Origin of the sequence: Erwinia sp. Eh17-17, from assembly GCF_039675725.1 — a bacterium.
Lineage (GTDB): Bacteria > Pseudomonadota > Gammaproteobacteria > Enterobacterales > Enterobacteriaceae > Erwinia.
The window spans coordinates 32,413-58,715 of record NZ_JBDFQT010000009.1 but is presented as its reverse complement, the minus strand read 5'-3'; the positions used below and the strand labels follow the sequence as shown (position 1 = coordinate 58,715).

At 52.1% G+C, this 26,303-nt stretch carries 26 protein-coding genes; 12 read left to right on the top strand and 14 right to left on the bottom strand.

Annotated features, from left to right (window positions below):
• Positions 1 to 3: 3 nt before the first annotated feature.
• Complete coding sequence (locus ABEH87_RS18765; RefSeq protein WP_346578561.1) at positions 4 to 1,101, top strand: glycosyltransferase; 1,098 nt, start codon at positions 4 to 6, stop codon at positions 1,099 to 1,101.
• Here the strand turns inward: ABEH87_RS18765 and ABEH87_RS18760 are convergent.
• Positions 1,098 to 2,120 (bottom strand): glycosyltransferase family 9 protein, encoded by a 1,023-nt coding sequence (locus ABEH87_RS18760; protein WP_346578559.1) that lies wholly within the window; start codon positions 2,118 to 2,120, stop codon positions 1,098 to 1,100. The two genes, ABEH87_RS18765 and ABEH87_RS18760, sit on opposite strands and share 4 nt — an antisense overlap.
• 451 nt (positions 2,121 to 2,571) lie before the next feature.
• On the opposite strand from ABEH87_RS18760, the gene waaA reads away from it, so the two are divergent.
• From waaA to coaD, 3 genes are read left to right on the top strand one after another with little or no spacing between them, the layout of a single operon-like run.
• Positions 2,572 to 3,846, top strand: coding sequence for a lipid IV(A) 3-deoxy-D-manno-octulosonic acid transferase (waaA, locus tag ABEH87_RS18755; protein WP_346578670.1), 1,275 nt, complete (start codon positions 2,572 to 2,574; stop codon positions 3,844 to 3,846).
• Positions 3,847 to 4,623 (top strand): glycosyltransferase family 2 protein, encoded by a 777-nt coding sequence (locus ABEH87_RS18750; protein WP_346578557.1) that lies wholly within the window; start codon positions 3,847 to 3,849, stop codon positions 4,621 to 4,623.
• The gene (gene coaD / locus ABEH87_RS18745) at positions 4,620 to 5,096 is read left to right on the top strand and encodes a pantetheine-phosphate adenylyltransferase (protein ID WP_346578555.1); all 477 of its coding nucleotides are present in this window, start codon (positions 4,620 to 4,622) and stop codon (positions 5,094 to 5,096) included. The genes ABEH87_RS18750 and coaD overlap by 4 nt, the downstream gene beginning before the upstream one ends.
• A 6-nt stretch (positions 5,097 to 5,102) precedes the next feature.
• Here coaD and mutM read toward each other — a convergent pair whose 3' ends face one another.
• The 4 genes from mutM to radC all read right to left on the bottom strand — a co-directional run bounded on the left by mutM (position 5,103) and on the right by radC (position 7,415).
• Entirely contained in the window at positions 5,103 to 5,912 is an 810-nt protein-coding gene (gene mutM / locus ABEH87_RS18740; protein ID WP_346578553.1) for a bifunctional DNA-formamidopyrimidine glycosylase/DNA-(apurinic or apyrimidinic site) lyase, read from the bottom strand.
• Positions 5,913 to 6,025: 113 nt separating this feature from the next.
• Complete coding sequence (rpmG, locus tag ABEH87_RS18735; RefSeq protein ID WP_001051798.1) at positions 6,026 to 6,193, bottom strand: 50S ribosomal protein L33; 168 nt, start codon at positions 6,191 to 6,193, stop codon at positions 6,026 to 6,028.
• Between the two features lie 16 nt (positions 6,194 to 6,209).
• Positions 6,210 to 6,446 (bottom strand): 50S ribosomal protein L28, encoded by a 237-nt coding sequence (gene rpmB / locus ABEH87_RS18730; protein ID WP_062746922.1) that lies wholly within the window; start codon positions 6,444 to 6,446, stop codon positions 6,210 to 6,212.
• Between the two features lie 297 nt (positions 6,447 to 6,743).
• A complete protein-coding gene (gene radC / locus ABEH87_RS18725) occupies positions 6,744 to 7,415 on the bottom strand; it encodes a DNA repair protein RadC (RefSeq protein ID WP_346578552.1) in 672 nt (223 codons plus the stop codon).
• Positions 7,416 to 7,604: 189 nt separating this feature from the next.
• On the opposite strand from radC, the gene coaBC reads away from it, so the two are divergent.
• From coaBC to slmA, 3 genes are all read left to right on the top strand, one after another.
• Positions 7,605 to 8,819, top strand: coding sequence for a bifunctional phosphopantothenoylcysteine decarboxylase/phosphopantothenate--cysteine ligase CoaBC (gene coaBC, locus ABEH87_RS18720; RefSeq protein WP_346578550.1), 1,215 nt, complete (start codon positions 7,605 to 7,607; stop codon positions 8,817 to 8,819).
• Complete coding sequence (gene dut / locus ABEH87_RS18715) at positions 8,797 to 9,255, top strand: dUTP diphosphatase (protein WP_133846449.1); 459 nt, start codon at positions 8,797 to 8,799, stop codon at positions 9,253 to 9,255. The genes coaBC and dut overlap by 23 nt, the downstream gene beginning before the upstream one ends.
• 116 nt (positions 9,256 to 9,371) lie before the next feature.
• Positions 9,372 to 9,968, top strand: coding sequence for a nucleoid occlusion factor SlmA (slmA, locus tag ABEH87_RS18710; protein WP_346578548.1), 597 nt, complete (start codon positions 9,372 to 9,374; stop codon positions 9,966 to 9,968).
• Positions 9,969 to 10,019: 51 nt separating this feature from the next.
• Here the strand turns inward: slmA and pyrE are convergent, their stop codons facing one another.
• Together pyrE and rph are read right to left on the bottom strand one after the other, a co-directional pair.
• Positions 10,020 to 10,661 carry an orotate phosphoribosyltransferase gene (gene pyrE / locus ABEH87_RS18705; protein ID WP_346578546.1) on the bottom strand — a complete coding sequence of 214 codons (642 nt, stop codon included), beginning with the start codon at positions 10,659 to 10,661 and terminating at the stop codon, positions 10,020 to 10,022.
• Positions 10,662 to 10,716: 55 nt separating this feature from the next.
• The gene (gene rph, locus ABEH87_RS18700; RefSeq protein ID WP_346578544.1) at positions 10,717 to 11,433 is read right to left on the bottom strand and encodes a ribonuclease PH; all 717 of its coding nucleotides are present in this window, start codon (positions 11,431 to 11,433) and stop codon (positions 10,717 to 10,719) included.
• A gap of 210 nt (positions 11,434 to 11,643) precedes the next feature.
• On the opposite strand from rph, the gene ABEH87_RS18695 reads away from it, so the two are divergent.
• Entirely contained in the window at positions 11,644 to 12,828 is a 1,185-nt protein-coding gene (locus ABEH87_RS18695) for a nucleoside transporter C-terminal domain-containing protein (protein ID WP_346578542.1), read from the top strand.
• Between the two features lie 46 nt (positions 12,829 to 12,874).
• Here ABEH87_RS18695 and ABEH87_RS18690 read toward each other — a convergent pair whose 3' ends face one another.
• Entirely contained in the window at positions 12,875 to 13,300 is a 426-nt protein-coding gene (locus ABEH87_RS18690) for a DUF3574 domain-containing protein (protein ID WP_346578541.1), read from the bottom strand.
• Between the two features lie 155 nt (positions 13,301 to 13,455).
• On the opposite strand from ABEH87_RS18690, the gene ABEH87_RS18685 reads away from it, so the two are divergent.
• Positions 13,456 to 14,319, top strand: a complete 864-nt coding sequence (locus tag ABEH87_RS18685; RefSeq protein ID WP_346578540.1) for a YicC/YloC family endoribonuclease — start codon at positions 13,456 to 13,458, stop codon at positions 14,317 to 14,319.
• Between the two features lie 110 nt (positions 14,320 to 14,429).
• Here the strand turns inward: ABEH87_RS18685 and ABEH87_RS18680 are convergent, their stop codons facing one another.
• A complete protein-coding gene (locus ABEH87_RS18680; protein WP_346578538.1) occupies positions 14,430 to 15,341 on the bottom strand; it encodes a LysR family transcriptional regulator in 912 nt (303 codons plus the stop codon).
• A 623-nt stretch (positions 15,342 to 15,964) separates the two neighbouring features.
• Here ABEH87_RS18680 and ABEH87_RS18675 point away from each other — a divergent pair.
• Positions 15,965 to 17,149 carry an MFS transporter gene (locus ABEH87_RS18675; protein WP_346578536.1) on the top strand — a complete coding sequence of 395 codons (1,185 nt, stop codon included), beginning with the start codon at positions 15,965 to 15,967 and terminating at the stop codon, positions 17,147 to 17,149.
• Between the two features lie 188 nt (positions 17,150 to 17,337).
• Here the strand turns inward: ABEH87_RS18675 and ABEH87_RS18670 are convergent, their stop codons facing one another.
• Entirely contained in the window at positions 17,338 to 18,336 is a 999-nt protein-coding gene (locus ABEH87_RS18670; protein WP_346578534.1) for an aldo/keto reductase, read from the bottom strand.
• 171 nt (positions 18,337 to 18,507) lie between these two features.
• On the opposite strand from ABEH87_RS18670, the gene ABEH87_RS18665 reads away from it, so the two are divergent.
• Both ABEH87_RS18665 and ABEH87_RS18660 read left to right on the top strand, forming a co-directional pair.
• On the top strand, positions 18,508 to 18,846 hold the full coding sequence (locus ABEH87_RS18665; protein WP_346578532.1) for a zinc ribbon domain-containing protein YjdM: 339 nt from the start codon (positions 18,508 to 18,510) through the stop codon (positions 18,844 to 18,846).
• Positions 18,847 to 19,010: 164 nt separating this feature from the next.
• Positions 19,011 to 20,384, top strand: coding sequence for an MFS transporter (locus ABEH87_RS18660; RefSeq protein WP_346578530.1), 1,374 nt, complete (start codon positions 19,011 to 19,013; stop codon positions 20,382 to 20,384).
• A 15-nt stretch (positions 20,385 to 20,399) separates the two neighbouring features.
• Here ABEH87_RS18660 and ABEH87_RS18655 read toward each other — a convergent pair whose 3' ends face one another.
• From ABEH87_RS18655 to ABEH87_RS18640, 4 genes are all read right to left on the bottom strand, one after another.
• Positions 20,400 to 22,544: a peptidase domain-containing ABC transporter gene (locus ABEH87_RS18655; protein WP_346578529.1), complete on the bottom strand. Its 2,145-nt coding sequence runs from the start codon at positions 22,542 to 22,544 to the stop codon at positions 20,400 to 20,402.
• Positions 22,545 to 22,592: 48 nt separating this feature from the next.
• A complete protein-coding gene (locus ABEH87_RS18650; RefSeq protein ID WP_346578527.1) occupies positions 22,593 to 23,855 on the bottom strand; it encodes an HlyD family efflux transporter periplasmic adaptor subunit in 1,263 nt (420 codons plus the stop codon).
• A gap of 45 nt (positions 23,856 to 23,900) precedes the next feature.
• Entirely contained in the window at positions 23,901 to 25,217 is a 1,317-nt protein-coding gene (locus tag ABEH87_RS18645) for a TolC family outer membrane protein (RefSeq protein WP_346578525.1), read from the bottom strand.
• Positions 25,218 to 25,303: 86 nt separating this feature from the next.
• Positions 25,304 to 25,999: a response regulator transcription factor gene (locus ABEH87_RS18640; protein WP_346578523.1), complete on the bottom strand. Its 696-nt coding sequence runs from the start codon at positions 25,997 to 25,999 to the stop codon at positions 25,304 to 25,306.
• Positions 26,000 to 26,303: the final 304 nt, after the last annotated feature.

Sequence of the window (26,303 nt, the reverse complement as noted above, 5' to 3'; positions counted from 1 at the left end):
TCGATGCGTGTCTTAATGATTATTGATGGGTTGCCTGGCGGCGGGGCCGAGAAAGTGGTTCTGACGTTATGTGAAGGCATGAAAAAATTGGGCCATCAGGTTAGCCTGTTCTCACTGCGCAATGTCTGTAACTACCAATTGCCTGAAGGTATCGACTATAAAGTAGTGGAAAGTACCAGCCGCGCACCATGGCGTAAAATCACAGAGCTAAATCGTCGGGCCAGGTCGCTGGAACAGGCGATTAAAACCAGTGAAAAGCAGGGCGGGAGCTATGATTTAATTTTCTCCAATCTGCATAAAACCGATCGGATCGTGGCGCGCTGTAAAAACCTGCCAGCTGAAAAATTATGGTTCTGCGTTCATGGAATGCTATCAGAGACCTATCTGGGCCACCGGACTGGACTCAATCGCTGGCTGAAGAAGCGTAAAATGAGTCAGATCTATCAAGGGAAAAATATTGTCAGCGTTTCAGCGGCAGTAGATAAAGACCTCGTCTGTGAACTGTCCGTTTCTCCACGACGCCAGGCCGTCATCAACAACCCGTTTGATTTGCAGGCAATTCTCGACCAGGCCGCTGAGCCGTACTTACCCGATACCGAACCTTATCTTATTCATGTGGGCCGTTTTCACCCTCAGAAGCGTCACGATCGCCTGCTGAAAGCTTACGCCAGGTCTGGCATTCAGGCGAAATTAGTCCTTGCCGGAACAGGTGAAGCATACCGAATTGATGATATCAGGCAGCTTGCTGATAAACTGGGGATCGCCGACAGAGTCATTTTTGCAGGCTTTCAGTCTAATCCTTTCCCACTCATCAAACATGCAAAAATGCTGGTTCTCAGCTCAGATAGTGAAGGTTTTGGCAACGTTCTGGTGGAAGCCCTCATCTGTGGTACACCGGTAGTCAGCACACGCTGTCCGGGTGGACCAGAAGAAATACTGGAGAAAGCTGGCATGGGTAACGCGCTGGCAAAGCTCAACAGCAAATCGCTGGCAGAAAAGATGGCAATGGTCTGGCAAACACCGCCAACAATCGATCATCAACAGTTAAAAAGATACGATATACAGTACATATGCCAGCAGTATCTTTCACTCAGGGACTAGTCAGGTGTATCTAAGCTGATAAGTGCCTGCCAGACGTCTTCAACACTCACATCAATACAATCTCCGGAAGGCGTCTGAAGAATCTTGTATCTGCCAGACCAGGGGTGCCAGGACTTCTGGTCAGTATCACCAAAAAGTACCACCTGCTTTTTGTTCATCGCAGAGGCGAGATGCATCTGACCGCCATCACTGCATAAGACCCGATCGCACAGTTCATAAGCGGCAACAAGTTCGCGAACTGATGCGGTTGGATAAAGCGAAACGCGTGAATTCTGGCATGCAGCAAGCACCTGTTCAGCACGATGCTGATCGCCAACATCATCTGGAGCCAGCGTGCCCTGAGGTGACCAGAAGATCAGCACACTCCCAGCGTTTTCATGCAAATAGCGTTGAATAACCTCTACATAGCGCTCAAGCGGCCAGCGGCGTTTTGGACTGCGACTACTGATGTGCACCGCTAACCCGACTTGCTGATTGGGTTGAAGTTCAGCGATACGCTGTAAGGCACGCTGACGCTCCTGCTCTGTCAGCCAGATGCGCACCGGTGGGATTTCAATCTGTAGGTCACTGATTGCTGAAAGATAACTGTAAGTATGCTCAACCTGATGTTCGCCAGAAAAATCTTCACGACGGAACGGTATACTGATCTTCTTACTGCCCGTATCAGCGCCAATAATGTGCTTTACACCCGCCATGCTCGCCAGTCTCAGACTGTATTTACAGGGAACAGGATTGGCCAAAATCGCCGCATCGAAGCGAATGCGCCTTAACTGCATAAACATTTTAAGTCGGTCAAAGTAAACACCCAGCTTTGCCGCTTTGCCCGAAGCATGCTTAGCTTTGCGGTAAACAAAAACGCGCGTGATATGCGGGTTATTTTTGACTACATCCTGACTGACAGTATTGATCAACAGGTAAATGTTAGCGTTGGGAAAAGCAATTTTTGCCCCTTCTATCAATGGGGTAGTACAAACCAAATCGCCTATATTATCCCTGCGTACAATAAGTATATTTTTCATTACCATCCTGTTGGCGATAGGACTCGCCGGGTATCTACAATTAATGATGAACACAAGCTCTCTGCCGCTGATGAGACACCACTATCGTACTGAACACCTATGCGACAACAAAAAAACTCGCAAAGGGAATCTGCATAACGGTATGTTTTTCATATAGAAAAAATCACGAACATATCTATCTTCGTCATTATACCCTCAAAACATGTTCAGTCATCGGCCATCGATTAGTGATTTTTCACCGATGAAACGCCAGAGAGTGAACTTAATCTGGACAAACACAACATTGGCATGAGTCGGACCGGAAGAGCAACGCTTAACAACCTCCCACTTAGCGCAATGAAAGCGCCATAAGTAGTGTGAGACACACTCACTTATCTGCTAACATGCCGCAATATTTCTCTGTTTCGGCCATCTCTGGACGTCAGTCTCTGTTCACCTGAAAAACAATGTGATGATTACCTTTTATACCGCTCTGCTCTATCTCATTCAGCCGCTTATCTGGCTTCGTCTCTGGCTTCGTGGCCGGAAGGCTCCCGCCTACCGCAAACGCTGGGCGGAACGTTACGGCTTTTGCGCGGGCAAAGTGAAGCCAGACGGTATTCTGTTGCACTCTGTTTCGGTCGGTGAAACGCTGGCGGCCATTCCGCTGGTGCGCGCACTGCGTCATCGTTATCCTCACCTGCCCATTGTTGTCACCACCATGACACCAACAGGATCGGAACGTGCCAGCTCGGCGTTTGGTAAAGACGTTCATCACGTCTATCTGCCTTATGACCTGCCCGGTGCCATGACCCGCTTTTTCGATACCGTGCGCCCGAGGCTGGTTATCATCATGGAAACGGAGCTGTGGCCCAATATGATCACCCAGCTGCACGCACGTAAAATCCCGCTGGTGATTGCCAATGCGCGGCTGTCGGAACGTTCGGCGAAGGGTTATCAGAAAATTGGTAAGTTCATGAAGCGCCTTTTGCAGCGCATCACGCTGATTGCCGCGCAGAACCAGGAAGATGGTGAGCGTTTTATCGATCTCGGCGTCAGGCGTTCACAGCTAGCCGTTACCGGAAGCCTGAAGTTCGATATTTCAGTCACACCAGAGCTGGCGGCACGGGCTATCACTCTGCGCCGCCAGTGGGCGCCGCACCGCCCGGTATGGATTGCTACCAGTACCCATGAGGGGGAAGAGAGCATTATTCTGGATGCGCACCGCAAGCTGCTGGCGCGCTTCCCCAATCTGCTGCTGATTCTGGTGCCACGCCACCCGGAACGTTTTGATGACGCACGTGTGCTGGCGCAGAAAGCCGGGTTTAGCTATACCCTGCGCAGCAGCGGCGAGATCCCTTCCGGCAGCACCCAGGTGGTCATTGGTGACACCATGGGGGAACTGATGTTGCTGTATGGCATTGCCGACCTGGCTTTTGTTGGTGGCAGCCTGGTTGAGCGCGGCGGTCACAACCCACTGGAACCGGCAGCCCATGCCATCCCTGTACTGATGGGACCGCATATTTTTAACTTTAAAGATATCTGCGCCCGTCTGCAGCAGGCCGATGGCCTGATCACCGTGACCGATGCCGACTCGCTGGACAAAGAGATTGGCACACTGCTGACGGACGAAGACTATCGGCTGTACTATGGTCGTCACGCTGTTGACGTCCTGCATCAGAACCAGGGTGCTCTCCAGCGCCTGCTGCATTTACTTGAACCCCATCTGCCACAGCGGAATCATTAAATGAGCACACGCCAGAAACTGTCAGTCGTGTTGATCGCTAAAGATGCGGCAGACCTGCTGCCAGAATGCCTGGAGTCCGTCAGCTGGGCCGATGAAATTATCCTGCTTGATTCAGGCAGCAGCGATGGCACCCCGGAACTCGCCAGCCGCCACGGAGCAAAAGTCTTTCACTCTGACGCATGGCACGGATATGGCAGGCAGCGTCAGCAGGCGCAGAGCTTTGCCACTCATCCGATGATACTGATGCTCGACAGTGATGAGCGCGTTACACCGGAACTGAAGCAGGCTGTTGAAGCCGTACTGGAGCAGCCGCCGTCGGCAAACGTTTATAGCATGGCGCGACGCAACCTGTTCCTGGGCCGTTTTATGCGCCACAGCGGCTGGTATCCCGACCGCGTAACCCGCCTCTACCCCCGGCAGTATCAGTACAACGATAATCAGGTTCATGAATCGCTGGAAACTGCGCAGGTGAAGGCTATTCCCCTGCAGGGCGATCTGCTGCATCTGACCTGCCGTGACTTCTCTGCCTTCCAGTGGAAACAGTTTGCCTACGCGGAAGCCTGGGCAAAACAGCGTCACCAGCAGGGCAAGCGTTGCGGGATCGCCGCTATTTTTGGTCATACCGCCGGAGCCTTTCTGAAAACTCTGGTGCTGCGCGCCGGTTTCCTGGATGGCAAACAGGGCTGGTTGCTGGCCGTCGTTAACGCTCAGTACACCTTTAACAAATACACGGCCCTCTGGGCTCTTAATCACGCATCCAGGAACGGCAGACTATGAGCACGAAAGCCATCTACCCCGGCACCTTTGATCCGATGACCAACGGGCACCTTGATATCGTCACCCGCGCCGCGCTGATGTTTGATCACATCGTACTGGCCGTGGCCGCCAGCCCGAGCAAGAAGCCGCTGTTCTCGCTTGAAGAGCGTGTCGCCCTGGCAAGCGAAGTGGTGGCGCATCTGCCGAATGTTGAGGTGGTGGGGTTCAGTGACCTGATGGCTAACTTTGCAAAAGCGCAGCAGGCCAATGTGCTGGTACGAGGCCTGCGGGCAGTCTCCGACTTTGAGTATGAGCTGCAGCTGGCGCATATGAACCGTCACCTGCTGCCCACACTGGAAAGCGTTTTCCTGATGCCTTCCGAAGCCTGGTCCTTTATTTCATCTTCGCTGATGAAAGAGGTTGCCCGCCACGGCGGTGAAGTGCAGGCTTTCCTGCCGGAGCCGGTCTATAAGGCCCTGAAAGAAAAGCTCTGACCGTCCTTATTTCTGGCAGTGACGGCAGAAAAACGTGCTGCGCTGCCCGTGTTTACTGCTCTCTATTGGCATACCGCACTGGCGGCAGGGTTCGCCCGCGCGACCATATACCTGCAGTTCCTGTGCAAAATATCCCGGCTTACCGTCGCTTTGTAAAAAATCACGTAGCGTCGTGCCGCCCTGCTCAATAGAGCGCAGCAGTACCGCTTTAATGGTGTTGACCAGCAATCCGGTATCCGCCTCGCTCAGTGCCATCGCCGGGCGATCGGGCAGGATCCCCGCCACAAACAGTGACTCGCTGGCATAAATATTCCCTACGCCCACCACCACTTTGTTATCCATCAGCCACGGTTTCACCGCTGTGCGTTTACCCCGTGATTTTTCAAACAGATACTCTGCTGAGAATGCATCACTGAGCGGTTCAGGACCCAGATGTGCCAGTACAGAGCTGGCAGCCAGGTCAGGAGCCCACAGCCAGGCGCCGAAACGACGCGGATCGGTATAACGCAGAACCTTACCGTTGCTCATCACCAGATCGACATGATCGTGCTTTGCAGCCGGAAGATCTTCCGGCAATACCCGCAGGCTACCTGACATTCCCAGATGCACGATGATCCACCCGGCAGGCAACTCTAACAGCAGGTATTTGGCGCGCCGCTGCACGCTGAGAACCGGCTGGTCGCTCAGGGCATGGATTTCCTGAGATACCGGCCACCGCAGGCGGGAATTCCGCACCACGGCGTGCAAAATCGTGGCCCCGACAAGATGCGGCTCAATTCCACGCCGGCTGGTTTCGACCTCTGGTAACTCTGGCATTGCCTTGTCTCCGTAGTACGTTGTCAGTGCTGCGCGTTAGCCGCGTATTCTATAAGAAAAGCCAAAAACAAAAAAACCCGGCCGGGGCCGGGTTTTTTATCCACTGAGATTAATTACTTAATCTTAGCTTCTTTATAGATCACGTGCTGGCGGACAACTGGATCGAATTTCTTCAGTTCCAGTTTTTCCGGCTTAGTACGTTTGTTCTTCGTGGTGGTATAGAAGTGACCTGTACCAGCAGAAGAAACCAGCTTGATCTTCTCACGAATACCTTTAGCCATGTTTCAGTTCCTTACCTTAGTACTTCTCACCGCGGGCACGGAGATCGGCCAAGACCGTATCAATACCCTTTTTATCAATTACGCGCATGCCATTGGCAGATACGCGCAGTGTAACGAAGCGCTTTTCGCTCTCAATCCAAAAACGATGAGAGTGCAGGTTCGGCAGGAAACGGCGTTTCGTCGCGTTCATTGCGTGGGAACGGTTGTTACCCGTTACCGGACGCTTGCCAGTTACTTGGCAGACTCGTGACATGTCTATTCTCCAAAAATCAAATCAGCTCGAGCTTTAAAAATAAGGTTCTGGCCGCCTCGTCAGGCTTATAGCCCATCCAGGCGAGTTCTATGTGAACCCGCTGAGTAGGCTCAAACGCCAAACCCGAGATTCTCAAAGGTGGCGTAGTATACGCCCTGAAGCGCGAGTGCTCAAGTCCCGAACAGATAAAGATCCCTAAGGATCGCGTACAATTGTCTCTTTTGTACGGGAAATGGTCGGTTTAGCCCCGGTAAAACCAAAATTAAACCGCTGAACGGTTAAATAATAACCTGTTCACTATACCCATCCGCGCTCAGCAAAAGAGACATATTCACCCCGCCCGATCACCATATGGTCAAGAACCCGGATATTCATCAGAGTACACGCCTGCACGATTTGCTGCGTAATCACGCGATCGGCACGGCTGGGTTCCGCCAGGCCAGACGGGTGATTATGCGCCAGAATGAGCGCGGCTGCATTTCGTTTTAACGCTTCGCGTACAATCTCCCTGGGATGGACCTCAACGCTGTTAATCGTGCCGCTAAACATCTCACTGGTATGAATGATGCGATGTTGGTTATCAAAAAAGATTACCTGAAAAACCTCCCGCTCCCGGTACGCCAGCGAGCTGTGAAAAAAATCCAACATCTGTTCTGAGCTGTTCACTACGCGATTTTCCAGCGCCTCACGGCAGGTAAAGCAGCGTCGGGCAAGTTCGGCGACCGCGTTAAGCTGCGAGTACTTGGCATCACCAATGCCATATACCGCCTTTAAATCTTCTGGCGGCGCGATCATCAACCGATACAGTGAACCAAACTCCGTCAGCAACTGCTGCGCCAGCGTCATCACGTGGATGCCACGGGTGCCGATGCGCAGGAAAATCGCCAACAGCTCAACATCACTCAGCGTTTGTGCGCCACATTCTAACAATTTCTCACGCGGAGGTAGTCCCAGCCAGCTCTGTTCCATTGTCTCGTCCTCTTCCTGAATGAGGAAAAGCATGTCATTATATACAGTAGTTTTCTATTGCGATGTGTCACTTTTACGAGGCGGCTCGCAAAGATGGTGTCGGGCTAACCCGCCCGCCGGAGTGTGATAAAATAGACCGATGACTGCGCGACAGCGCCGGGCACGCACTTACAGAAGGCGAACAGTAAAATGATGGGATTGACCGGGAAACGAATTGTTCTGGGCGTCAGCGGCGGTATTGCTGCCTACAAAGCGCCCGAACTGGTGCGGCGGTTGCGCGATCGCGGTGCTGAAGTCCGGGTGGTGATGACCGATGCGGCAAAAGCCTTTATCACCCCGCTGAGCCTGCAGGCCGTTTCCGGTCATCCGGTCTCCGACGACTTGCTCGACCCGGCGGCTGAAGCCGCAATGGGCCATATCGAATTGGGAAAATGGGCTGACCTGGTGATCCTCGCTCCGGCGACCGCTGACCTGATCGCCCGCGTCGCTGCCGGTATGGCCAACGATCTGGTCACCACAATTTGTCTGGCGACGGCAGCACCGATTGCGGTTGTCCCGGCTATGAATCAGCAGATGTACCGCGCACTTCCTACCCAGCATAACCTGCACCTGCTGGCACAGCGTGGCGTGCTGACCTGGGGTCCGGACAGCGGCAGTCAGGCCTGCGGCGATATCGGACCGGGACGTATGCTCGACCCGCTGGCGATTGTAGACCTGGCCGTGGCGTGGGCTGCACCCGTCAACGATCTGCAACATCTCAATATTATGATCACCGCCGGCCCGACCAGGGAAGCCCTTGATCCGGTACGTTTTATCAGCAATCACAGTACCGGGAAAATGGGGTTTTCTATCGCCGCTGCCGCCGCAAAACGTGGCGCGAAGGTCACGCTGGTTGCGGGCCCGGTACAGTTAGCGACTCCAGCTGGGGTTCAGCGCATTGATGTCATCACCGCGCTGGAAATGCAGCAGGCGGTGATGGCGCAGGCTGACACGCAGCAGATTTTTATCGGCTGCGCCGCGGTAGCCGACTACCGGGCAGCGGCGGTATCGGAAGAGAAAATCAAAAAACAGGGGGATGAAGTCACCCTGAAAATGGTAAAAAACCCGGACATCGTGGCCGGGGTTGCCGCCATGCAGCAGGCACGCCCCTATGTTGTAGGATTTGCCGCTGAAACCCAGAATGTGGAAGAATACGCTCAACAAAAACGGGTGCGAAAGAATCTGGATTTGATCTGCGCTAACGATGTAGCGAAAGCCGGGCAGGGTTTCAACAGTGATACCAATGCTCTTCACCTTTTCTGGCAGAAGGGAGATAAAGTCTTACCGCTGTGCGATAAGTCACTCCTGGGCCAACAGTTATTAGACGAGATTGTCAGCCTTTATGATGAAAAAAATCGACGTTAAAATCCTGGATGCACGAGTCGGTACCGACTTCCCGCTGCCTACTTACGCCACATCAGGTTCCGCCGGGCTGGATTTGCGCGCCTGTCTGGATGAAGCATTTGTGCTGGAGCCGGGTGTAACCACGCTGGTGCCCACCGGCCTGGCGATTCACATTGCTGACCCTCAGCTGGCTGCCGTGATCCTGCCACGCTCCGGGCTGGGACATAAACACGGTGTCGTACTGGGTAATCTGGTGGGTCTGATCGACTCTGATTATCAGGGGCAGTTAATGGTTTCAGTATGGAACCGCGGGCAGGACTCCTTTACTATCGAGCCTGGCGAACGTATTGCGCAGATGGTGTTCGTACCGGTCGTCCAGGCAGAGTTCAACCTGGTTAACGACTTCGATACCAGCGTTCGTGGTGAAGGTGGTTTCGGCCATTCAGGTCGCCAGTAACTCTCATTGCTCCCGCAACGACGAAAAATGGATTTTCCCTCCGTGAACAGCATGTTCACGGACGTTGGGTGAGTTTTTGCCCGTTTATGGTGATGTTTTCAGGGGTCTTTCAAGACATGGTAGAAAAAAAGAGTGCGAAAAGGAATCGCCGCGAGGAAATCCTGCAGGCGCTGGCCCAAATGCTGGAGTCCAGTGATGGTAGCCAGCGAATTACTACCGCTAAGCTTGCGGCCAGTGTAGGCGTTTCTGAAGCAGCGCTTTACCGGCATTTTCCCAGTAAAACCAAGATGTTTGACAGCCTGATCGAATTTATCGAAGACAGCCTGATTACGCGCATCAATCTGATTCTGAAAGACGAAAAAGAGACGTTGCCGCGCTTACGTATGATCACTCAGTTAATTCTGGGCTTTGGTGAGCGTAATCCGGGTTTAACACGCATTCTGACCGGTCACGCACTGATGTTCGAACAGGACCGCCTGCAGGGGCGTATTAACCAGCTTTTCGAACGTATTGAAGTGCAGCTACGACAGGTGATGCGCGAGAAGAAAATGCGTGAAGGTGAAGGATTTACTACCGATGAAACGCTGCTGGCCAGCCAGATTCTGGCGTTTTGCGAAGGATTACTGTCGCGCTTTGTCCGTTCCGAGTTCCGCTATCGTCCCACCGTTGACTTCGACGTGCGCTGGCCGCTGCTGGCGGCTCAGTTAGTCTGACGTTGCGGGCGGACCATCTTTCCGGTCCGCCCGCACAAGCGACAATAACGCTTAAATACCAAACTCGCTGCGATAAGCGCGCACCGCCACCAGGTGGTCAGCCATTTCAGGCTTTTCTTCCAGGTAAGCAATCAGTTCTTTCAGGGTAATAATCGAAATCACTTTGCAGCCGTAATCCCGTTCGACTTCCTGAATGGCGGAGATTGCCCCGCGCCCGCGCTCCTGGCGGTCGAGAGAGATCAGCACGCCAGCCAGCGTGGCGTTATGAGCCGCGATAATCTCCATGGATTCACGAATTGCGGTTCCCGCAGTAATCACATCATCCACCAGCATGATCTTACCCTGCAACGGGCTGCCGACCAGCGTACCGCCCTCACCGTGCGTTTTCGCTTCTTTGCGGTTAAAACAGTAAGGCACGTCGCGGTCGTGATGGTCGGCCAGCGCTACCACGGTGGTGGTGGCAATCGGAATGCCTTTATAGGCAGGACCAAAGACCAGATCAAAATCGATCGCGGAATCCACCAGCGCCTGTGCGTAGAAACGGCCAAGCAGGGCAAGGTCACGCCCGGTGTTGAACAGGCCGGCGTTAAAGAAATAAGGGCTTTTACGCCCTGATTTCAGCGTGAACTCACCAAACTTCAGCACCTGCTTGTTGATGGCGAATTCGATAAATTGGCGCTGCCAGGCTTTCATGTCGTGTTCCTCAGATAATGGCGTAAAAAAGGCGACTGCATCGTCGCCTGAGAAATTAGTTGGTTAGTGCCGCTTTCTGCGCTGCCACCAGGGTATCAATACCGCCCCGCGCCAGTTCCAGCAGCTTCAGCAGTTCGTCGTGGCTGAATGGCTCACCTTCTGCGGTACCCTGCACCTCAATCATGCGGCCATCTTCGGTCATCACCACGTTCATATCGGTTTCGGCCGCGGAGTCTTCCACGTACTCCAGGTCACACAGCGCTTCGCCGTTAACGATGCCTACAGAGATTGCCGCGACCATGCCTTTCATCGGGTTTGTTTTCAGCTTACCGATGGAGACCAGGTGGTTCAGCGCATCGGCCAGTGCCACACAGGCTCCGGTGATGGAAGCGGTGCGGGTGCCGCCGTCAGCCTGCAACACGTCGCAGTCGAGGGTAATAGTGAATTCACCCAGCGCTTTCAGGTCAATCGCCGCACGCAGTGAACGGGCAATCAGACGCTGGATCTCCAGGGTACGGCCACCCTGTTTACCTTTGGCCGCTTCACGGGCGTTACGGCTGTGGGTAGCGCGTGGCAGCATGCCGTACTCAGCGGTGACCCAGCCCTGGCCCTGACCTTTCAGAAAGCGCGGTACGCCTTCGTCGATGGTCGCGGTACACAGCACTTTGGTATCACCAAATTCAACCAGCACAGAGCCTTCTGCGTGTTTGGTATAATGACGGGTCAGGGTGACGGGACGCACCTGTTGTGCGCTACGACCTGATGGACGCATAATTTCTCTCCGGCTAGCTAAACATAATTGGCTGCGCATTATACGGATTTCGCAGATGATTGCCTATCACAGCGGCGACTGAAGGCAGGTTGTTATGCGAATGACAGCTATTTAAACGTTAAAACAGCAAGATAGCCCTGACAGGGTGTAAAACGAACCAAAATGTGGCTAAATGCCTCTCTTCGTTAATTCCTCATGCCGGACCCGTGTATGACTTCTGTTTTCCATTTTATTCTGGCGCTGGCCATTATCTGCTGCCTGGCATTACTTTTCAGTAACGACCGCAAAAAAATCCGCCCGCGTGTGCTGCTGCAACTGGTAGTGATTGAAGGCCTGCTGGCCTGGTTCTTCCTGCACGCTTCCGCCGGACTGACTATCGTCACCGCATTTTCAGGGTTCTTTGAAGTGCTGCTGAAATACGCCGCACAGGGCACTGATTTTGTCTTCGGCGGCATGGCAGCACAGGGGATGGCGTTTATCTTCCTCGGCGTACTCTGCCCAATCGTGTTTATCTCCGCGCTGATCGGCATTCTGCAACATGTGAAAATCCTGCCGGTGCTGATCAGGGTGGTCGGGACCGTACTGTCCAAAATCAACGGTATGGGCAAGCTGGAGTCATTTAATGCCGTCAGCACCCTGATCCTCGGGCAGTCAGAAAACTTTATCGCTTACAAAGGCATTCTGGCAGACATCTCACCCCGTCGCCTCTACTCAATGGCGGCAGCGGCGATGTCTACCGTGTCGTTGTCTATTGTTGGCGCCTACATGTCGATGATAGAGCCGCGTTACGTGGTGGCAGCCCTGATCCTCAATATGTTCAGCACCTTTATCATCCTGTCGATTATCAACCCGACTCCCGTGGGTGATGAACCGGAAATTCGTCTGGAAAAGCTGCATGAAGACCAGAGCTTCTTTGAAATGCTGGGCGAATACATTCTGGCTGGTTTCAAAGTTGCAATGATTATTCTGGCGATGCTGATTGGTTTTATTGCGCTGATTGCCGCCGTAAACGCGGTGTTTTCGTCAATTTTCGGCATCAGCTTCCAGCAGATCCTCGGCTATGTGTTCTGGCCTTTTGCGTGGCTGATTGGCATTCCGACGGCTGACGCGCTGCCAGCGGCCAGTATTATGGCGACCAAGCTGGTGACCAACGAGTTTGTGGCGATGATCGAGCTGAAGAAAATCGCCGCCGAGCTGTCACCGCGCGGGCTGGGTATTCTGTCAGTGTTCCTGGTCTCCTTCGCCAACTTTGCCTCTATCGGTATCGTTGCCGGGGCGATCAAAGGGCTGAATGAGCAGCAGGGCAATGTGGTGTCACGCTACGGCCTGAAGCTGATTTACGGCTCCACGCTGGTGAGCCTGCTGTCGGCTGCTTTTGCCGGGCTGGTGCTTTAATCGTTAACCCGGCGCAGACGCGCCGGGTTCCTCATTCAGTAGCAAGTCAGAATGCCACGCAGGCCGGGGCATCCACCCGCATCACCGAGTCCTGTGCAAAGCGCTGTTTATAGATGGCGCGTAATGCCTCAATCCCCTGCTCACTCGCCTTATCCGCTGGATGAATCAACATCAACGCTTTGCTGTTTTCCCGTGCCAGCCTGCCGTCCTTGCCCAGCCACTGCCCTTTCGCAGCAAATATGGTCAACCCGTCTTTGAAGCGCGGCGTCACGTCGCTGTCAACAAACGCCTGCCATTCCACATCCGTGATGGCCGCGCCCTGTGGACGATTCAGCCCAAAATAGAGCGTGGTTTGCTTCATCGCGTCACCCACCGTACAGGTCGGAGTGACGGCCTGATGCCGCGGCGATGTCGCAGTGCAGCCGGAAAGGGTCAGCAGCAGCAGGGAGAAAGTGATTACACGCGATGTCATGATAGCTCCTGAAATTGTTGTTGTTTTTGCTCTCAGCATCTTAAGCTTCTGACCACAAAACGTCAGCCAAAATACCCTCATTTAACCGAATGCCTGTTAAGGCATCGCCGGCACCGCTATAATCGCAGCTTCTTTACTTTATAACGGTACGCAAAATGATCCGCAGTATGACCGCTTACGCCCGGCGCGAAACCAAAGGCGAATGGGGCAGCGCAGCCTGGGAGCTGCGTTCCGTCAACCAGCGCTATCTCGAAACCTATATCCGTCTGCCAGAACAGTTTCGCGGCCTGGAGCCGGTGATCCGTGAACGTATCCGCAATCGCCTGACGCGCGGAAAAATCGAAGTTAACCTGCGTTTTGACGCCGACCCCCGCGCTCAGAGCTCACTGGTCCTCAACGAAAAACTGGCTATCCAGCTGGTGCAGGCCGCCAACTGGGTCAAAATGCAGAGCGATGAAGGTGAAATCAACCCGGTCGATATTCTGCGCTGGCCGGGCGTCATGTCTGCCGAAGAGCAGGATCTGGATGTGATTTCCGCCCAGCTGCTGACCGCGCTGGATGCCGCCATCGATGAATTCATCATCGCGCGTGAAAGCGAAGGTGCGTCACTGAAAACCTTGATTGAACAGCGACTGGAAGGCGTCAGTGCGGAAGTGATCAAAGTGCGTACGCATATGCCAGAAGTGTTGAAATGGCAGCGTGAGCGCCTGGTGACCCGTCTGGAAGAAGCCCAGGTGCAGCTGGAAAATAACCGCCTTGAGCAGGAACTGGTGATGCTGGCGCAGCGTGTAGACGTCGCCGAAGAGCTGGACCGTCTGGAAGCTCACGTTAAAGAGACCTATAACATCCTGAAGAAGAAGGAAGCGGTCGGCCGCCGCCTCGACTTTATGATGCAGGAGTTCAACCGCGAGTCGAACACCCTGGGGTCAAAATCCATCAATGCTGAAATCACCGCCTCCGCGATTGAGCTGAAGGTGCTGATTGAGCAGATGAGAGAGCAGATTCAGAATATCGAGTGATGCCTGCGCGCTGACTTATGAAAAAACCGGGGTCCACGTAATCAGGAATATCCATACCGGGTTTCGCGATATAACAGTTCAGAATAAACGCCCTGTTTTACAGGGCTTTTTTATTCTGCACTTGCACCCGTCAGGGCATGAACCCCTTTTATAACCGACTGGCGGCTTTCATTCTTGCGCGTCGCCACATACACATCAATATTCAGAGACTGCTGCGCATCGTCGGTCAGTGCGCGATAACACAGCCCCTGCTGATTGAAGGTACACATCGACTGCGGCATCAACGTCATCCCTTTTCCACGGGCAATGCTGGCAAGCAGCACCAGGGAGTCGTCTGGTTCTTTTATGCGCCTGAGGGTAAACGGCAAATGCTGAAAATAGGCTTCACATTTATCGTAATAGACGGGATTAGCATGGCGGGGGAACCAGAACAGCGGCAGGTCGGCAATATCAGCCAGAGCAATCTTCTCTTTTAAACTGGCAGGGTGAGACGAAGGCATCGCCAGCAGCAGCGGCTCACGATAGATCCAGTGAAAACTAAAATCCTGCTCGCTGTGCAGGCTGCGCTCACCGATGATCACCATATCCATCTGGCCCTTAGAGAGTGACTGCAGAAGCTGACTGGATGTCTGATTCTGTATTTCAATCTCTTCGTCGCTGATCAGCTGTTTTATTTTTTCATTCACCTGCGGAATATTATCGAAGCTCAGCGTGCGGGTCAGGCCAATACGCAAATGGGACGGTTCTTTATTCATTTCACGAATAAAGAGGGTGAACTCATTGATCAGGTGCGTCGCTTTATCCACCAGCAGAGCCCCGGCTTCCGTCAGGCGAACCTCATGGGTATTACGGGTAAAAAGTTCACGCCCCAGCGCTTCTTCCAGTGATTTTATCTGCCGGGTTAACGGTGGCTGGGTCATTCGTAGCCGTTCAGCGGCACGTCTGAAGTTAAGCTCCTGAGCAACAACAAGAAAGCACTGCAACTGCTTTATGCTGGGCAACTTACTATTAATGCTATCCACACATTCTCCGCGGCTGTTGAGGGGCATTATTCAGTTTTTTGGCATCAGTTTATCGGTGATACTTTATCTTACCCCACATGGTTTGTAAATTAATCAATGTGTTACCACCTCTCTCCTGTTGTGATACCTAAACTGAATTACAAAATTAACAATTCTCATAAAAATCTAAGATGATAGTTTTATTCACGAACTTCACCCATCAGGGATTAGCCTGTTATGTCTGCTAAATACGTTTTAACTTCTCGCCTCCCATTAATAAATAGTGCTAATTACTCTTCAGTGGGCGGGCTGTAATCCACTCCGGAGAAAAATTATTTTTTGCGAGGAAGACAATATCCATGAACTTTTTGAACTGCGCTAATTTGACGATATTAAAAAATACCGCGGGTGAACAATGAAATTCAGGCCGCCTTCCATAATAGGTTATCACTGCTCGCAGGGGATATTTTACCAGGCTGTAGTCATGATACTTTCGATATCCCCATACTTGAAGCAGCAGGACATCTGGTTTGCGTAGGAAACAATAAAAAACTTTTTTATTACGCGGCGATCAAGGGCTGGCGAAATATTTAAAACATTGAAACAGGAAAACCATCATGACGTCTGCAATAAAAGAGTCAGCTATGTCAATCCGCACATGGGTGGCATTATTTATTCTGGCTTTATCCACGTTTACTATTGTCACCACCGAACTGGCACCGGTAGGTTTACTCACACCGATTGCTAACGGGCTTCATGCCTCTGAAGCTGAAATTGGCATGACGGTATCACTTTATGCCTGGATTGGCGCGTTAAGCGCACTGTTCGCCTCCCTATTTTTAGGTAATTTACCGAAAAAGATCCTGCTGCTATCCCTCACCGTGGTGCTGTTCATCTCTAACGCCTGGTCTGCCACGGTGGACTCTTATGGTCTACTGTTAGTGGCTCGCGTGATCGGTGCACTGGCACACGGAGCATTCTGGGCGATGATTGGGGCAACGGCTGTCGCCATGGTTCCGCCTAAGTATCTCGGCGTGGCGACATCGATCGTTTTCGGTGGCGTTTCCGCAGCCAGCGTGTTTGGCGTTCCCCTCTCCAACTACATTGGTCTGAACTTCGGCTGGCGTCAGGCCTTCTGGCTGATGTCTATTCTGAGCGTCGTCGCCTTCTTCGGCATGATGTGGATTGTACCCAGTATCAGTGCCAGAAGTACCATCGGTCTGGGCGCACTAAAAAATGTATTACGCTCCCCCACGTTGTGGAAAATCTACTCCGCCACGCTGCTGGCAATTACCGCACATTTCGCCGCGTTCACCTTTATTGAACCCTGGCTGCAAACCCAGCCAGCACTCTCCGCGGCATTCATTCCGGTGGTGTTATTTATCTACGGTATCGCTGGTCTGGCCGGTAACTTCCTCACCGGCATGCTGATCGACACATACCTCAAAATAACCGTTTCACTGTCCGTCCTACTGATTGGCGCCGTACTGGTGGCGCTGGGCCTTGAGGCACAGTCGTTATCGCGCCCTCTGGTGCTGGCAGCGGTCATGCTGTGGGGTGTGGCAGTCTCAGGCATCTTTGTGGGTTTCCAGACGTGGGTACTGCGCGTGGCCGGGGATGAAGCGTTTCCTGCATCAGCGATTTATGTCTCGTTCTTTAATGCGGCGATCGGTATCGGTGCCTCTGTCGGAGCCTGGATGGTTTCGGCCCTGTCACTCCCGGCACTCTTTGTGACCGCAGGCGTCACGATCGCGCTTTCCTTCCTGCTCGTCGCGATTATTCCCGCCGATAAGCCCATTACCAAAAAAATGATGGAGAATCTCGCATGAAACAGGATGCTGAACTGACCCTCTTCTAAAACCCGCTTTAAAATCCGTGAAGACCGGCATTAAGGTATCGCGACCCTCTGCCTCGGAGGGGGGAGGTGTCGCGCTGAGCGTAATGCGCTGACATGCCGACTGAGCAACAGCCAAAAAACCCGCCAGCTATCTGGCGGGTTTTTTATCGGCTGATAACCTCAGGCATTCACGCCCTTCATCCCCTCTTCGGTATAGCGATTCCCTTTGATCGAAACAGTGTGATGAATGTTATTCAGCGCCAGGATATCTGCCGGGTCCAGCAGCAGATCGGCAGCGGAGGCATTCTCCGCCAGATAATTCACGTTCTTCGTTCCAGGGATCGGGACCGTTTTTTCATACTGCGCCAGCAGCCATGCCAGCGCAATCTGACCCGATGTGCAGTGATATTTTTGCGTTAGCGGCGTAATAGCCTCCAGCAGCTTACGATTATGATCGATACTGTCCTGCTGGAAGCGGGCGTTGTTTCTGCGGAAGTCCCCTTCCGGGAAGTCGGTGTTCTTCAGGTATTTTCCCGTCAGAAAACCGCGGCCCAGCGGTGAATAAGGCACCAGGCCAACTCCCAGCGATTTCACCATCGGCAGGATGCTCTCTTCGATATCACGGGTCCACAGCGAGTATTCGGTTTGCAGCGCCGTCACCGGAAAAACCGTGTGCGCTTTTTGCAGGGTAGCCGCAGAGACTTCACACAGCCCGATATGACCGATTTTGCCCTCCTGCACCAGGCGGGATAAGCAGTGCATGCTCTCTTCAATATCGGCATCTTTATCCACGCGGTGCAGATAGAACAGGTCAATTTTTTCCACGCCCAGGCGCTGCAAAGATTCATGACAGCAGCGCACGATATAATCAGGATGGTTGTTTATTTTTCTGGCATAGGCCGCATCAGGATCGCGATCGATTCCGCACTTGGTGGCGACTTTAAACTGGTCACGGGTTGAATTATCCAGCTGGGCTAAAAAATGCCCGATGAGCCGCTCGTTGTGGCCCCGACCATATAAATTTGCGCTATCAATAAAGTTCACGCCCACATCCGCCAGTTTGCCCAGCAGGGCTAATGACTGTTTGTCGTCCGTTTCACCGTAAAATTCACTCAGCCCCATCGCACCATAGCCGATAGCACTGACGGTCAGCTCATGAGCCAGTTGTCTTGTTTTCATAACCCCTCCATAAAATGAAATTTGATTCTTTCATGGTTGAGTTATGAGCTGAATTTCAAACCGGGCGATACTTTTAAGGTATCAGCACCGTGGGCAATCAGCGGTAGGAAGAATGTGGCCGACAAGGTAAACTATTCCCTTATTTTATTATGGATTTACTTGAGGATTATGATGGAAACTTTACCTCCCTGCCCAAAATGTCACTCAGAATATAGCTGGCAGGACGGCGCCATGCTCAACTGCCCGGAGTGTGGTCACGTATGGGCTGACGGCGCTGACAGTGCAGCTGAAGAGGCGCTTGTTGTGAAAGACGCTAACGGCAATCTGCTGGCCGACGGTGACAGCGTGACGGTGATTAAAGACCTGAAGGTCAAAGGCAGCTCAACGCCGCTGAAAATTGGCACCAAAGTGAAGAGCATTCGTCTGGTTGAAGGCGACCATAATATCGACTGTAAAATCGATGGCTTTGGCCCGATGAAACTGAAATCCGAGTTTGTGAAAAAGAACTGATCCTGGCCAGTAGCCTCCGCGCTACTGGTTTCCTTCTGCCCTGTTTCATCTTTTCCCCGGTTTGCCCTCCCGCGTGAAACTGCTAGTATCACAAGGCTTCAGCATCATGCGTTAAAGGCGTGCGGCGCTCAACGGACCGGCTCAATATTTCCCCAGGGGGCAGAGTGAATAAGACGTTAGGCGTGTTCTTCCCGCTATATACCACTACGCTGTTAATGCTGCTCGGATCGGGGTTACTGACGACATATGTCTCCCTGCGCCTGACCTCCGCCCATGTTTCCGGCGGCCTGATCGGGGCGATTATCGCGGCAAACTATATTGGCCTGGTGATCGGTGGCAAAGTCGGCCACTTTCTTATCGCCCGTGTCGGCCATATTCGTACCTATGTTTCCTGCGCCGGTATTATTACTGCCGCCGTACTGTGTCACGGGCTGACCTCATTTATTCCGGCCTGGGTCGGACTGCGGCTGATTATCGGCCTGTGCATGATGTGCCAGTATATGGTGCTGGAAAGCTGGCTCAACGATCAGTCCGAATCTGAACAGCGCGGTAAAGTCTTTGGCTGCTATATGGTGGCAACCTATCTCGGCATGTCGTTAGGCCAGGTGGTACTGATGCTGCAAACCGATCTGGGTATCAGCACGCTGTTGCTGATTGCCCTCTGTTTCTCACTCTGCCTGGTGCCGATTGCGCTGACGACGCGCACTCACGCCCGCCAGCTTTCTCCCGCCCCGATGGAATTACGCTATTTTATCGGCGCCATTCCCAAGGTGCTGGCCACGACGCTGGCGATTGGCATGCTGGTCGGCTCTTTCTACGGGCTGGCACCGGTATACGCCAGCCAGCAGCAGCTGACGACCGGGCAAACGGGTCTGTTTATGGCCATCGCTATTTTTGCCGGCCTGGTGGCACAATTTCCGCTCAGCTGGCTGTCCGACCGCTATAACCGCACCCTGCTGATGCGCCTGAACGCCATTGTGCTGATCGTGGCCGCGCTGCCAATGGCCATTCTGCCGCAGATCAGTTTCCACTTCCTGCTGGTGCTCGGCTTCGTGGTCAGCATGCTGCAGTTTTCGCTCTATCCGCTGGCTGTTGCACTGGCCAATGACCTTGTCGAGCCGGAAAGGCGTGTCTCGCTGGCTGCCTGCCTGCTGATGGCCTTTGGCGTTGGTGCCAGTATTGGTCCGCTGGTCGTGGGACTGTTGATGGAACCTTTAGGCGGTAACACGCTGTATGCGTTCTTTGCGCTGTGCGGTCTGATGATTGTCAGTCTGAGCAGGACGGTGAAAGAGGACGAGGCACAGTTCGTTGAAGATGCACCGGTTCCGCATATTGCGATGCCGGACAGCCTGATGAGCTCGCCCCTTTCTCCGGCGCTGAACCCGGCGTTTGATGAACAGATGATCGAGGAAACCATGCCGTCGTTTGACAGCGAACCGGCACCTGAAGAAGAGGTGCCGGAGGAGGAGGCGACGACGCTTCAGGGAGCCGACCCCGATGAAGAGACCGGCCTGAAGAAAGCCTGGGAAAAACTGTAACGCTTCGGACCTGTTCTAACTCTGAAGGGCAATAAAGCTTTTCGCATCCAGAGAATGCGCCTGGCCTTGTTCAATCACAATGACCCGGTCAGCACTGAGAATGGTTTCGGGGCGGTGTGCAATGACAATACGGGTGACGTCCATTTGCCTGACGGCATGGTTGATCAGCTTCTCGCGCTCAATATCCAGATGGCTTGACGCTTCATCCAGTATCAAAATATCAGGCTGCCGGTAAAAGGCGCGCGCCAGCAGCACGCGCTGAATCTGCCCGCCAGAGAGTGAAGACCCCATATCGCCCACCAGCGTCTGGTATCCCATCGCCATCAAGATGATATCCTCATGGATCTGCGCCTGAGTTGCAGCGAGCTCAATACGCTGCTGGTCCGGAACGGCATCAAAAAAACTGATGTTATCGGCTATCGAGCCGGCAAATAAAATATCATCCTGCATCACGCAGCCAATGCGTTCGCGATGCGCCTGCATTCCCTGTTTGCGGATCTCTATACCATTGATTTCTATTTTACCTTGTTCCGGTTTTAACAAACCGAGAAGAAGCTTGGCCAGCGTGGTTTTCCCCTGACCCGATCCGCCTACAATCGCCACGTTCTCGCCAGGGGCGATCTCAAAGGAACATTTTTCAAGTATCCAAGGTTCTGTCTCCGAATAGCGAAAGCTTAACTCTGTCACATTCACCCCCGGCCCGGCAGCTACCGCAGCTTTAACCGGTAACGCGACTTTAGGCTCCATATCGTCTTCTTTATCTGTCAGCACAATATCAGCAAGGCGCTCACCGTGCAGACGCAGCATTCGGAAATCGATAACAGCATCAATGAGCCCTGAAGCCCGGCTGATAAACTGATCGGCAAAGCTGATGAAAGCCACCAGCATCCCGGCAGAAAAGTGACCATCCATCACCTGTAAGGCTGCCAGCCAAATCAGTACAATTCGCCCTACACCGGAAATCAGCCCCTGTAACGAACTGAAACTGATACTCAGACGCTGAATCGCAATCCCTTTATTGGTGGACTCCACCAGCGTATTAGCATACGCCGCCAGACGAATTTCCTGCTTGTTGTTCAGTTTAACGGCCTGAATCCCTCGGATCGTTTCCAGCAGCTGCGTTTGTGCACGCGCTGAGGCAATGATCTGATCTTCATTCGCCTGACGGAACGGCCGGTAAGAGATAAAACGAATGAGCATGTAAGCCAGAAACAGGCCAATAACCAGCATTGTCAGCTTTGCATTGTAGGCGAACAGCATTCCCAGAGTGACGAAAGCCATCAACCCATCCAGCATCGTACTGATAAACCGGGTAGTCAGCGTGCTCTGGATGGTGGAAATAGAGCCAAAGCGGGAAACCACATCCCCGACATGACGCTGCTCAAAGAATGACATGGGTAATCCCATCAGCCATGAGAAAACGTTGGTGGTCCACTGCACGCTGAGAACGCTGGAAAACCAGGTCGTTACCCACGATCGCAGTGCAGAAATGACATTTTGCAAAACCAAAATAATGATAAACCCGGCCCCCATAAGAGTCAGGAGATCCCGATCGGCAGAAACCAGTACCAGGTCCATCACCCACTGCATGAAGAATGGTGTCAGTAATCCGAATACCTCCAGCGCCAGAGAGAGGATCAAGATTTGGGCAAAAACAGGACGCAGGCCAATAACCCCACCGACCAGCTTTCGCATAGATATCGATTGTTTCTCTTCTTTCTTCTGAAAGTCAGCGGAGGGCAGCAGCTCCAGAGCAATACCGGTGAAAGATTTGGACACCTCGTCCATGGACACATCACGGATGCCGCGTGCCGGATCGTGAATGGTAATTTTATTGCGATGGACTTTTTTAAGAACGACAAAGTGGTTCAGATCCCAGTGGAGGACACAGGGGGTACGCAGCTGGTTTAATTCATCTATTTCCAGACGTAATGCCCGCCCTACCATGCCCAGCCGGTGAGCGACCAGCATAATATCAGCCAACGTTGCCCCTTTCAGCGAGGTGGAGAAACGGTGGCGCAGCGTGACAAGGTCAAATGTATGCCCGTAGTAGCTGGCAATCATCCCAATACAGGCGAGTCCGCACTCTGCGGCCTGCGCTTGCTGCAACATCGGTAATCGGCGTCCCCAGCCAAAAATTAGCGAATCAGAAAAACTCATCGTTATTTATCCTTAAATAGTCATGCATCCGGCCGCAGCAGGGTATTTTTATCCGTTTACTGAACGTTGGGATAACGCAAATAATGGCTCAAGTACCCACTCAATCAGGCGCCGGTTTTCAATCAGGAAGTCTGCTTCAACGGCCATGCCGGGGCGCAGGGATTCCTTTTTGCCGTAAGCCATAATCTGCTGCCGATCCAGTGACACCAGTACGCGATATTGTTGTTCCTTCACATTATTGTTGCCTGTCATACCAGCAATTTCCTGCGGAGTCAGAGCTGTGCGAGAAACTTCTTTGACACGACCATACTGCTGGCCAAATTTCTGATAGGGAAAGGCGTGGTAGCGCAACACCACTCGTTGTCCGGGCTGGATGAAACCAATAGCACGGCTGCTGACCAGCATCCTGGCTTCCAGTTTGCTGTTTTCCGGCAGAAGTGAAATGACCGACTGGCCTGCGGACACCACCTGTCCGATATGTGGGAATATGGTTCCGACAGTGCCATTCTGTGGCGACCTCAGCGTGACAGAACGACGGGACTCATTTTCTGCCAGAGACTGCTCAATAGCTGACAGTCTGACTTCCAGCTCATGTAACTGATTATTTGAATTGAGGGGTTGCTCCTGCAGCTGCTGCGTAAACTGAGCTAACTGCTGCTGCTGCTCAAGCTGCTGCTGCTTAAGCTGTTGTAATGCACCTCCGGCTTCAAGAACGGTATTTTCCTGCTGTTCCACCATCGTTCCTGACGCATAGCCTTCACGCTGCATCATTTTCAGCTTATGCAATTGCATCCGGGCAAGCTCTTCCTGACGCGTTTTCTTAGGCAACAATAAGGCAAGCTGTTTAATTTGCTGCTGCAGTATCGCTATACGGTTACGCAGGCCTTTTGTGGTTTCGTTATTTAAGGCCTGCGTTTCAACCAGCTCTTTTTTAAGGCGGGAGCGCTGCACCTGAAGCTGCTTTATTACTTCCTCCCAGGTACTACCCTGTGAGGTGGACAGTTCAGAGGAAATTTCCATCAGCTCAGTCCCTTTTGGGACGGTTTGTCCCTCTTTGACCTTCACATTAGTCACCGTCCCTGATGATTGCGGGACCAGCGTGATCACGCCTCTTGAGGGCAGCAACTCGCCCTGCGCATTCTCACGTTTGGTATAGCTACCAAAAATAAAAAAAACCGCAACGGACAGGGCAAGCACTGCAACGACTGAGATCATCAGCCAGCGCCAGGGCGGGGAGTAAATCGCAACCGTGCCGATCATCTTAGATTTATTCGCATCGACCACTTCGGGCCGGAACAGGGGTTCATTCATATTTTCTCAGGTCCATGAGACGATTAAAGATTTCCAGAAGTCATTTCAATCAGGGGTTCTACAATCAAATGCTACGAGGATTCGGTCATCAAGCGTGCCTGACAGCACCAAAAGATCGAACGTTGAAGAGAGATATTTGTAGCGAGCTTCTGCAATTTTTTGCAGGGAATCATAATATTTCTGCTCTGCGTTAAGTTCATCTATAGTGGTTCTTAGCCCCAAATCCCGTCCATAACGCGTTGATTTAACTTTATTATCTGCTGATGAAGCCGCTTTCTTTCTGGCTTTTAGCAACGCCTGGCCATTGGTGATATTTAACCAGGCCGTGCGCGTGTCCTGACTGACCTTACGCCGCGTGTGCTCCAGTAAGTCACGAGCCTGATTGCGTCGGTCTATCGCTTCACGCGTGGCAGAAAGCTGTCCGCCACCGGAAAAGACCGGTATTGAAACATTGATACCAATTAACGTGTTTCGCGTCTTTGACGTCGTGCCAAACACAGTGTCCCAATAGTTTCGGGTTTCACCGCGACTCCAGTTTCCCCCATAAGTCCCCTGAAGGGTGACGGTAGGGAGATTGGCTCCGGCAGCGCCCACTAAATCGCTTTTACTTTGTTCAAGCTGTTCGGTTGCTTTCTTGATCTCCACGTTATTACGCTGAGCCTGTAACATGACCTCTTTTAACCCTCCCAGCTGCGATGGCCGATAGCACTGAGTCGAAACCGGCCTGATTTCATCCGCATTCAGGCCAGTCAGGCGGCTGTAGGCCGCGTTTGCTACCTCCAGATCGTTACGGGCGGTAATCTCTTTCGCTTCGGCTTCATCATAATTTGCCTGAGCTTCATCAACTTCCGTCCGGTTGCCATTTCCCAGTCTGAAAGACGCGACTGCCTGCGCATGCTGCTTTTCGAACACCCTGGTGGCAGAGATGGCCACTTCGGTAACTTCTCTTTGGTAAACCACCGCAAAGAAGGCATCAGCAACATCACGGATGAGCTTCTGCTGAGCGGAGATAAACGCCATGTCGGCTAAATCGGATGTCGCATTACCACGCTGCCATGCTGCAATTTTCGACATATCGAACAGGGGTTGACTCAGATTGATACCATAATTGTGGCGCTTAACCGCCGCTGAATAGCTGGCATGGGGCTGGTCCTGTTTAGTGTAACTTCCATCAACACTGATTGTTGGCAGCAGGCCAGCCAGCCCCTGATTAAACGCTTCATTCCCTGCCTTTTTTGCCTGAAATGCCGCACTGAACTCAGCATCATAACGACGAGCAGCATTAACCGCTTGCAATAGACTGGTTGCATGAAGGACTGGAGAAAATAATAAAACCAGGCAACAAAAATATTTCACTTTCATTTAATCCCTTAAAGCCTGATCTGGCACTGTCCCGTTCAGATTGGCATCCCTTTCCAATAAGCCCTTTATCCTACAACATTAAAAAATCAAATTAAACCTTGAGCATACGCATAACGAATGAGCTCAATATTTGAAGAGACACCCAGCCTGCGCATTGCATTATACTTCTGGGTGGAAATAGTGCTTATCGTTCTGTTTTGTCGTTGTGCGATCTCTGACAAGGTATATCCGGATGAAAATAATCTAATTACCTCCAATTCCTTTGGCGTAAGAGGACTTCCCTTATCACGGCCTTTAATAAGGTAGTTCTTAATATGACTAAAAGATGTCGAGAAATAATATCCTGACTGCGTCATGATATGCTGACAGGCCAGTACCGTCTCGTCGACAGGGTCAGATTTACTCACGACTGACTTCACCCCGTAGTCACATGCACTTCTGATAATTGCTGTATTACTTTGTGAGGTTAGCAGAACCACCTTCACGTCGGGAAAACGTCCTTTCAACGCCCGAAGCTTAGCAAAACCATCAATCGTTGAGCGGTCTGAGCTCAATGAAAAGTCAGTGATAACAATATCTGTCGGTTTGTTAGCCAGAACGGAAAGCAGGCTTTTCCCACACATTGTTTCACTGGTAATGGCAAAGCGATCGCTATTCGCGAAAAGCATCTTTAGTGAATAAATTATATGTGGATGGTCATCAGAGATCGCCACTGTGTATCTGTTATACATACATCCTCCATGTGGTTTTGCATTAGGTTCCCGAATCAATACGCGATCCATTAAATTTCAACCATGAAAAAATCATCTTAATTGCGCAACACATGAGATGGCAAGCTGTTTGCGTTAAATAACACATTCAATTGATTCACCACCAGGGGAAATTGAAACAAAAAAAATTAAGCATCAGACTGAAAAAAACAGATTATCAATAAATAACAGAGATAAAAACCAAACAAAAAAATGCAGTTTAAATCTCTATAACTCCAATTAAAAACATAAAAATAAATTTATATATTTCCAAATAAAAACACCCACAGTCAGGTTTTATTCCCAACAAGATAACATTGATGTATAAGCTATACAC

Excerpts from the sequence above, each read along its gene's own strand:
- ABEH87_RS18765 (WP_346578561.1), top strand. The coding sequence starts at position 4 with ATGCGTGTCTTAATGATTATTGATGGGTTGCCTGGCGGCGGGGCCGAG.
- ABEH87_RS18760 (WP_346578559.1), bottom strand. The coding sequence starts at position 2,120 with ATGAAAAATATACTTATTGTACGCAGGGATAATATAGGCGATTTGGTT.
- waaA (WP_346578670.1), top strand. The coding sequence starts at position 2,572 with ATGATTACCTTTTATACCGCTCTGCTCTATCTCATTCAGCCGCTTATC.
- ABEH87_RS18750 (WP_346578557.1), top strand. The coding sequence starts at position 3,847 with ATGAGCACACGCCAGAAACTGTCAGTCGTGTTGATCGCTAAAGATGCG.
- coaD (WP_346578555.1), top strand. The coding sequence starts at position 4,620 with ATGAGCACGAAAGCCATCTACCCCGGCACCTTTGATCCGATGACCAAC.
- mutM (WP_346578553.1), bottom strand. The coding sequence starts at position 5,912 with ATGCCAGAGTTACCAGAGGTCGAAACCAGCCGGCGTGGAATTGAGCCG.
- rpmG (WP_001051798.1), bottom strand. The coding sequence starts at position 6,193 with ATGGCTAAAGGTATTCGTGAGAAGATCAAGCTGGTTTCTTCTGCTGGT.
- rpmB (WP_062746922.1), bottom strand. The coding sequence starts at position 6,446 with ATGTCACGAGTCTGCCAAGTAACTGGCAAGCGTCCGGTAACGGGTAAC.
- radC (WP_346578552.1), bottom strand. The coding sequence starts at position 7,415 with ATGGAACAGAGCTGGCTGGGACTACCTCCGCGTGAGAAATTGTTAGAA.
- coaBC (WP_346578550.1), top strand. The coding sequence starts at position 7,605 with ATGATGGGATTGACCGGGAAACGAATTGTTCTGGGCGTCAGCGGCGGT.
- dut (WP_133846449.1), top strand. The coding sequence starts at position 8,797 with ATGATGAAAAAAATCGACGTTAAAATCCTGGATGCACGAGTCGGTACC.
- slmA (WP_346578548.1), top strand. The coding sequence starts at position 9,372 with ATGGTAGAAAAAAAGAGTGCGAAAAGGAATCGCCGCGAGGAAATCCTG.
- pyrE (WP_346578546.1), bottom strand. The coding sequence starts at position 10,661 with ATGAAAGCCTGGCAGCGCCAATTTATCGAATTCGCCATCAACAAGCAG.
- rph (WP_346578544.1), bottom strand. The coding sequence starts at position 11,433 with ATGCGTCCATCAGGTCGTAGCGCACAACAGGTGCGTCCCGTCACCCTG.
- ABEH87_RS18695 (WP_346578542.1), top strand. The coding sequence starts at position 11,644 with ATGACTTCTGTTTTCCATTTTATTCTGGCGCTGGCCATTATCTGCTGC.
- ABEH87_RS18690 (WP_346578541.1), bottom strand. The coding sequence starts at position 13,300 with ATGACATCGCGTGTAATCACTTTCTCCCTGCTGCTGCTGACCCTTTCC.
- ABEH87_RS18685 (WP_346578540.1), top strand. The coding sequence starts at position 13,456 with ATGATCCGCAGTATGACCGCTTACGCCCGGCGCGAAACCAAAGGCGAA.
- ABEH87_RS18675 (WP_346578536.1), top strand. The coding sequence starts at position 15,965 with ATGTCAATCCGCACATGGGTGGCATTATTTATTCTGGCTTTATCCACG.
- ABEH87_RS18670 (WP_346578534.1), bottom strand. The coding sequence starts at position 18,336 with ATGAAAACAAGACAACTGGCTCATGAGCTGACCGTCAGTGCTATCGGC.
- ABEH87_RS18665 (WP_346578532.1), top strand. The coding sequence starts at position 18,508 with ATGGAAACTTTACCTCCCTGCCCAAAATGTCACTCAGAATATAGCTGG.
- ABEH87_RS18655 (WP_346578529.1), bottom strand. The coding sequence starts at position 22,544 with ATGAGTTTTTCTGATTCGCTAATTTTTGGCTGGGGACGCCGATTACCG.
- ABEH87_RS18650 (WP_346578527.1), bottom strand. The coding sequence starts at position 23,855 with ATGAATGAACCCCTGTTCCGGCCCGAAGTGGTCGATGCGAATAAATCT.
- ABEH87_RS18645 (WP_346578525.1), bottom strand. The coding sequence starts at position 25,217 with ATGAAAGTGAAATATTTTTGTTGCCTGGTTTTATTATTTTCTCCAGTC.
- ABEH87_RS18640 (WP_346578523.1), bottom strand. The coding sequence starts at position 25,999 with ATGGATCGCGTATTGATTCGGGAACCTAATGCAAAACCACATGGAGGA.